Origin of the sequence: Brevibacterium samyangense (assembly GCF_039529845.1) — a bacterium.
Classification (GTDB): Bacteria; Actinomycetota; Actinomycetes; order Actinomycetales; family Brevibacteriaceae; genus Brevibacterium; species Brevibacterium samyangense.
The window spans coordinates 125,742-132,737 of sequence record NZ_BAAANO010000015.1 but is presented as its reverse complement, the minus strand read 5'-3'; the positions used below and the strand labels follow the sequence as shown (position 1 = coordinate 132,737).

Sequence of the window (6,996 nt, the reverse complement as noted above, 5' to 3'; positions counted from 1 at the left end):
GGAGTCGCCGTCGGACGTGCCGTCGGCGGAGGGTGCGAGGGTGCCGGGTGCCGCGGGCGCCTCGGCGTCCTCGACCTGCGGTTCGGGGTCGACGGCGGAGCCGGCGAGCGCCTCGGACAGGGAATCGGGGGTGAAGGTGTAGAAGGCTCCCTCCACCTCGGCGCCGGTGGGGTCGAGGGAATCCGCGTCGAGCCCCGAGGCGAACGAGCCGTCCGGCAGTCGGAGGTCGTTCAGGAGGAAGGCGGCGGCACCCTCGGCCTCACGACGGGCGAGTTGCGCGAACTTCGCCGGCAGGAGGGCCGCGGTGTTCTCGGTGATCGCCGACTCGATGCGGTACCACGCGGTGGCCGCCCGCAGGAGGAGCGCGTTGTCGTAGAGCATCTTCTCGAAGTGGGGCACGTGCCACTTCTCGTCGACGCTGTAGCGGGCGATGCCCCCGCCGACCTGGTCGCGCATCCCGCCGGTGGCCATCCGGCTGAAGGTCGTGCGGACCACGTCGAGAACCGAGTGGTCGCCCGAACGGGAGGCATGGCGGACGAGCTGAACGAGGGTGAGGAGCGGCGGGAACTTCGGCGCACCGCCGAATCCGCCCCAGATCGCGTCGTGCTCCTCGGCGAGTGCCTTCACCGCGGCGTCGAGTTCCTCGTCGGTGAGCGGGGTGACGGCGGTGTCGGCCGGGACCGTCGCGGTGATCCGGGCGGCGAGCTCGGCCAGACCGGTGCTCAGCCGGCCCGCGATCTCATCGACCTTCGCGCGTTCGTCCTTCCAGGTGCTCGTGATCGCGGTGAGGACCTGACGGAAGGCGGGCATGCCCTGGCGGGCGTCCTTCGGGAAGTACGTGCCGGTGAAGAACGGACGGCCGGAGTGATCGGTGATCGCGGTGAGGGGCCAACCACCGGCGCCGCGCATCGCCTGGAGCGCGTCCATGTAATAGGAGTCGACCGCGGGCAGTTCCTCCCGGTCGACCTTGATGCACACGTAGTCGGCGTTGAGCTGCGCGGCGGTCTCCGCGTCCGTGAAGGACTCGGCGGCCATGACGTGGCACCAGTGGCACGTCGAGTAGCCGATCGACAGGAACACGGGGACGTCGCGACGTCGCGCCTCCGCGAAGGCCTCCTCGCCCCATTCCCACCAGTCGACGGGGTTGTCGGCGTGCTGCCGCAGATACGGGCTGGTCGAGTGCGCGAGCCGGTTCACCATGCCTCAAGCGTGACACGGGTCGGGCGGTGGGAGGAACCCGGGTGGGACGGTGGGAGGAACCCGGGTGGGGTGGAGGGACGAACCCGGGTGGGGTGGAGGGACGAACCCGGGTGGGGTGGAGGGACGAACCCGGGTCGGGTGGAGGGACGAACCCGGGTGGGGTGGTGGGAGGAACCGGCGGGGCCGCCCCTCGGACGCCGGCCGGTCACGGTACGTCGATCTCCCACCGCGCATCCTGTTGCGGGTCTATCGTGAGTCCGAACGACCCCCGACAGGGAACCCTGCCAGGACTGCGACAGGGACCCTTGTTCCGCCTCACGTCGTGCGGACACGCGGGACGGACCGAACGCCGCATACCCGTTCCGGCGTTCCCCCTGGTCTAGAGTGCCCGACGGCAGACCCGCGTGTTCCGCAGCACATCCGCGCGGCACACCACCGGTGAGAGCCCCCGCGGACGACGGCACCGCCGTCCGCGTCGGCGCACCCCGCACCACCGATCCACGAGATCCTCACGAGGAAGGACCGTCATGGCCACGAACATGACCACCGGCTCCGGGCCCGCAGGGGCCTCGGACGGACCGGGACTCAAGAAGGTCCTGAGCCCCGGCCTGCTCCTGCTCTTCATCGTCGGTGACATCCTCGGCACCGGCGTCTACGCGCTCACCGGCCAGGTCGCCGGTCAGGTGGGGGGCGCCGGTTGGCTCCCGCTCGTCATCGCCTTCGTCATCGCACTCGTCACGGCGTTCTCGTACCTCGAGCTCGTGACCAAGTACCCGAAGGCCGCCGGTGCCGCGCTCTACACACACAAGGCGTTCGGCGTGCACTTCTTCACGTTCCTCGTCGCCTTCGCGGTGCTGTGCTCGGGCATCACCTCCGCCACCACCTCGGCCCGCACCTTCGGTACGAACCTCCTCGTCGGCATCAGCGCCGAGGAGAACGCGATGAACGCGATGTGGATCGCCCTCGGCTTCCTCGCACTCATCATGCTCGTCAACCTCCGCGGCGTGAGCGAGTCCCTGTGGCTCAACGTCGTCCTCACGGTCATCGAGCTCACCGCCCTGCTCCTCGTCATCGGCGTGGGCCTGTGGGCGACCCTCAACGGCAACGCCGACTTCAGCCGTACCGTCGTCTTCGAGACCCCCGAGGACAAGAGCATCTTCCTCGCGATCACGGCCGCCACCGCGCTCGGCTTCTTCGCGATGGTCGGCTTCGAGGACTCGATCAACATGGTCGAGGAGGCGGCTGGAACGCCCTCGGCTCGCTCGGCGTGTTCGTCGTCTGCGTGTACATCGGTCTGCTGCTCGTCTTCTTCCTCGTCTACCCGACGCTCGTCAAGGCGAACGGACTCTCGATCAAGCAGTACTACTCGGGCGTGTGGCCGGCCGTGCAGCTCGGTTTCGTCTCCCGCAGCTCCGTCGGCACCATGCCGCTCACCCAGCGTGTGACGGAACGCAACCTCGGCGTGCCGCAGTCCTACGCCTCCTTCGCGGTGCCGCTCGGTGCGGTGACGAAGATGGACGGATGCGCCGCGATCTACCCGGCGATCGCCGCGATCTTCGTCGCCCAGTTCTACGGCATCGACCTCACGATCACGCAGTACCTCCTCATCGTGTTCGTGTCCGTCATCGGTTCCGCCGCGACCGCCGGCACCACGGGGGCGACCGTCATGCTCACCCTCACGCTTTCGACCCTCGGCCTGCCGCTCGCCGGCGTCGGCCTCCTCCTCGCGGTCGAACCGATCATCGACATGGGCCGAACCGCACTCAACGTCGCGGGTCAGGCACTCGTCCCGACCATCGTCGCGAAGCGCGAGGGCCTTCTCGACGAGGACGCGTACAACGCACCGCGGGAGTCGGTCGTCGACTGAGGCCCGGCCTCCGCGCACACCGCGCTCCCCACCCGAGGCGCCCGTCACCGTGACTTCACCGGTCACCGTGGCGGGCGCCTCGGCTTTCCCGGATCCGATCCGCCGATCCGGCGCTGCGTCGGTCCGGAGCCGTGCCGCGCTGCGTCGGTCCTGAGCCGTGCCGATCCAGCGCTGTGCTCCGGGAGCAGCCGTTCGAACCGTTGGAACCGGCGCACAGCAGTGCCGGCGTACGGACCCGGCGCGGACCGGAGAGGTGAGCAGGGCTTTGCCACCGCGGGAACCCGACCGTAATGTGAGTCACATCGGTATTTCCTGGTGAGAGGCTCCGAATGACGATCCCCACAACCGAGGCCTCCCGCCCACGCCGTCCGTGGTTCTGGGTGGAGATCATCGGCCTCGTCCCGGCGCTCGCGGCGGTCGTGCTCCTCGTGGGCGTGTTCGCGGAAATCCCGTATGTGAGCACCCTCGCCACGACGACGATCGGATTCGTCGGCTGGGCGCTCCTCGCCTGCCTCGTCCTCCTTGCCTACGGGTTCGTGCTCCTCGCCCGGTTCCGCACGGCCGGCCGCTGGATGATCGTCGCGCTCAGTGGGCTCGCCGTCATCGGCACCGGGGCGATCACCGCGCAGCTGTACACCTTCACGCAGAACAACGACGCCCCGGTCAATCCCTGGGCGATGCCGCTCGAGGCCCGAGGTCCCGACCACACCGCGACGTTCTTCACCTCCGAGGGCACGGACCTCCACCTCGGGATCTGGATGCCCGCGGGTCAGGACGTGCTGAGCCCGGAGGACGCCGCCGCCGCGCAGGAGGAGGCCGAGGCGTCCGGCACCGCGCCGGCACCCACCCCGATCCTCGTCCACGTCGGCGGGGAGATCGTCCCCTTCGGTTCCACGACACCCGGCGCCTCGGGGGAGACCCCGTCCGCGACGGATCCGAACGCGCAGCTCGCATGGTTCGCCGAGCAGGGTTGGGTCGTCGTCGACGTCGGGTACGAACGCGCGAGCAGCGACCGCGCGACGTGGAACCACGCGGTCGGGCAGGTCGAATGCGCGCTCGCGTTCGTCGCGGAGCGGGCGACGCAGCTCGGCGGCTCCGCCGACGCGATCGCGCTCATGGGCGAATCCACCGGCGGCGGGCTCGTCGTCAACGCGACGAACCGGGCCCAGAAGGGCGAGGCCTTCGACGGGTGCGGGGCCGTGCCCACCGTCGCCGGTGTCGTCGCCGAGTTCCCCGTCCTCGACGCGAGCGTCCTCGCGGACTCCGATGCCGATTTCGTCGGGGAGGACGTGCGCGCATGGACCCGCGCCCACCACGACGGTGACCCGCAGTCGGTGCCCGACAACTACACCTTCACCACTTCGACGACCCACGTGACCCCCGGGGCTCCGCCCACCCTGCTGCTCACAGCCGACCGGGACCACCTCGTCCCCGCGGCTCAGGCGCGCGACTACGAGAAGATCGCCGACCGCAGCGGCGGATACACGACGATCCGCTCCGTCCCGCACGCCGAACACGGGTTCACCGTCGCCCCGATGGGCGACCGGTTGTCCGGGATCTCGCTGTCCTGGCTCGAGAAGAGGATCGCCGGCGAGGAACTGTAGTCACCGCCGGTCGTTCCCGACCCGGCGTGCGCACGGACCCTCGGCCGTTGCTCCCTTCAGCCGGTGAGGCCCCGGCGCTCGAGCAGGGGTTCGATCCGGGCGTCCCTGCCGCGGAAGTCGCGGTAGGCGTCCATCGGGTCCTTCGACCCGCCTACTCGGAGGAGGCGGCTGCGGAAGCGGTCGCCTCCTGCGCGGGTGAGGCCGCCGTTCTCCCGGAACCACTCGACGGTGTCCGCGTCGAGCACCTCGCTCCAGATGTACGAGTAGTACCCCGCCGAGTACCCGCCGGCGAAGACGTGCTGGAAGTACGTCGTCGAGTACCGGGTGGGCACGGTGGGTTCGTCGAGGCCGATCCGGGCGAGCGCCTCGGCCTCGAAGGCCGCGACATCGGTGACCGCCTCGGCCTCCTCCACCGTGAGGGTGTGCCAGGCCTGATCGAGCCAGGAGGCCGCGAGGTACTCGCTCGTCGCGAAACCCTCGTTGAAGGCCTCGGAGGCCCGGAGCTTCTCGACGATCTCCGTCGGCAACGGTTCACCGGTCTCGTGGTGGATCGCGTAGTTCGCGAGGATCTCCGGCCACAGGATCCACATCTCGTTCACCTGGCTGGGGAACTCGACGAAGTCCCGGAACACCGAGGTCCCGGAGAAGTGCGGGTACTGCACGCGGGCGAAGAGACCGTGGAGGGCGTGCCCGAACTCGTGGAAGAGCGTCGTCACGTTGTCGAGGGTGAGGAGCGTCGGCTCCCCCGGCGCCGGCTTCACGACGTTGAGGTTGTTGATGACGACGGGTGCGGTGCGAAGCAGCCCGGACTGTTCGACGATCGGGTTCATCCACGCCCCGCCGCGCTTCGTGTCACGCGTGTAGAGGTCGAGCATGAAGACGCCGAGCGGGCTGCCGTCCTCCTCGAACACCTCGAAGGCGCGGACCTCCGGGTGGTAGCCCGGGATGTCCTCGCGTTCGCGGAACGTCACGCCGTACAGCCGGTGCGCAGCGAAGAAGACACCGTCGTGGAGGACGCGTTCGGCCTCGAACCACGGGCGCAGCGCGGTCGTGTCGATCGCGTACTCGGCCTGCCGCACCTTCTCGGTGTAGAACGCCCAGTCGTGCGCCTCGAGAGCGAACGGCTCACGACCGGCCGCGCGTTCGGTCCCGTCGACGATCCGCTGCAGCTTCTCCTTCTCCGCCCGCGCGTTGCGGGCGGCGGGCACCGCGAGCATCCACAGGCGTTCCTCGACGGCTTCGGGGGTGCCGGCGGTGACGTCCGCGAGGGTCGCGGCGGCGTGGCTGTCGTACCGGAGGAGGCGAGCGCGTTCGGCACGGAGGCGGACGATCTCGAGGACCACGGGCCGGTTGTCGTGCTCGCCGGGCCGGCTGCCGCGCGCCCGGGAGGCCTCCAGGAGGCGTGCCCGCGACTCCCGTCGCGTGAGGACGGAGAGGTACGGGTGGCCGGTGAAGAGGGTGAGGGTGACGACGTACTTCCCGTCGAGGCCCCGCTCGCGTGCGGCCTGCGCCGCTGCCGAGAGTTCGCCCTCGGTGAGCCCGTCGAGTTCCTCCGCCGTGTCGAACACGACCGCGAGTGCGTTCGTGTCCTCCTGGAGATTCTTCTGGAACTGCGTCGACAGGGTCGAGAGACGTTCCTCGAGGGCAGCGAGGCGGGTCTTCGCCTCCGCGTCGAGTCCGGCTCCGGCCAGGGACATCTCCGTGAATCGCCGCTGCACGAGGTACCGCTGCTCCGCCGTGAGATCGAGCGCATCGAGCTGCGCGTGCACCGCGGACACGCGGGCGAAGAGCGCACCGTCGAGGGCGATCGCGGTTTCGTGGGCGGCCATGAGCGGAGCGAGTTCGGCCTGGATCGCGTCGATCTCCGCGGTCGCGTGCGCCGAGGTCACGGTGTAGAAGGCGTGGGCGCAGGTGGTGAGGAGCGCACCCGCCTTCTCGAGCGCCTCGATCGTGTTCCCGAAGGTCGGCGTGTCCGGCTGTGCGGTGATCGCGTCGACCTCCGCGCGGTGCCGGGCGAAGGCCTCCCGGAAGGCCGGCAGGTAGTGCTCGGGGCGGATGTGGGTCCAGTCCGGGACGCCGTAGGGCACCGGGGAGGGGACGAGGAGGGGGTTCGTATCGGGGGAGGTCATGCGCGCCATCCTAGAACCGCACGGCGCCCCGGGGACCGGAAGGAGGCCCGACTCAGGGCGCCAGCGGGAGGGACAGGACCTCCCGGATCGCCGCCCGGTCCCCGTCGAGGCGGTACGGTCCGCCGTCGAGCGGCGTCCGTTTCCACAGGAGCAGCGCGAGGTCCCGCGCCGCACCGGTGACCGAGGCGACGGGTTC

3 protein-coding genes and 2 pseudogenes are annotated in these 6,996 nt (G+C 70.1%); 3 read left to right on the top strand and 2 right to left on the bottom strand.

The features are described 5' to 3' along the window. Positions 1–1,200 (bottom strand): thioredoxin domain-containing protein (locus ABD172_RS08860; protein WP_344308856.1); only part of this gene is annotated, 1,200 nt, incomplete at its 3' end. Between the two features lie 539 nt (positions 1,201–1,739). Here ABD172_RS08860 and ABD172_RS15325 point away from each other — a divergent pair. The 3 genes and pseudogenes from ABD172_RS15325 to ABD172_RS08850 form a co-directional block, all read left to right on the top strand. Next, positions 1,740–2,438 (top strand): annotated as a pseudogene (locus ABD172_RS15325) (APC family permease); the annotation flags it as partial. A 2-nt stretch (positions 2,439–2,440) separates the two neighbouring features. Next, positions 2,441–3,049, top strand: a pseudogene (locus ABD172_RS15320) (dicarboxylate/amino acid:cation symporter); the annotation flags it as partial. A 347-nt stretch (positions 3,050–3,396) separates the two neighbouring features. Next, on the top strand, positions 3,397–4,671 hold the full coding sequence (locus ABD172_RS08850) for an alpha/beta hydrolase (RefSeq protein WP_344308854.1): 1,275 nt from the start codon (positions 3,397–3,399) through the stop codon (positions 4,669–4,671). A gap of 56 nt (positions 4,672–4,727) precedes the next feature. Here the strand turns inward: ABD172_RS08850 and ABD172_RS08845 are convergent, their stop codons facing one another. Further along, positions 4,728–6,800, bottom strand: a complete 2,073-nt coding sequence (locus ABD172_RS08845; RefSeq protein WP_344308852.1) for a M3 family metallopeptidase — start codon at positions 6,798–6,800, stop codon at positions 4,728–4,730. Positions 6,801–6,996 lie beyond the last annotated feature (196 nt).